This window comes from Mesorhizobium sp. 128a, assembly GCF_053848025.1.
The window spans coordinates 1-296 of record NZ_JBSPKY010000121.1 but is presented as its reverse complement, the minus strand read 5'-3'; the positions used below and the strand labels follow the sequence as shown (position 1 = coordinate 296).

Sequence of the window (296 nt, the reverse complement as noted above, 5' to 3'; positions counted from 1 at the left end):
CGCCACTACGCCCACGTCGACTGCCCCGGCCACGCCGACTATGTGAAGAACATGATCACCGGCGCCGCGCAGATGGACGGCGCGATCCTGGTGGTGTCGGCCGCCGACGGCCCGATGCCGCAGACCCGCGAGCACATCCTGCTCGCCCGTCAGGTCGGCGTGCCGTCGATCGTGGTGTTCCTGAACAAGGTCGACCAGGTCGACGACGCTGAGCTGCTGGAACTGGTCGAGCTCGAGGTTCGTGAGCTTCTGTCGAAGAACGAGTTCCCCGGCGACGACATTCCGATCGTCAAGGG

1 protein-coding gene is annotated in these 296 nt (G+C 65.9%); it reads left to right on the top strand.

What is annotated here, in order from left to right; genetic code table 11:
- A partial coding sequence (locus ACWTU9_RS33345) for a GTP-binding protein (protein ID WP_455862037.1) occupies positions 1 to 296 on the top strand: 296 nt, incomplete at both ends.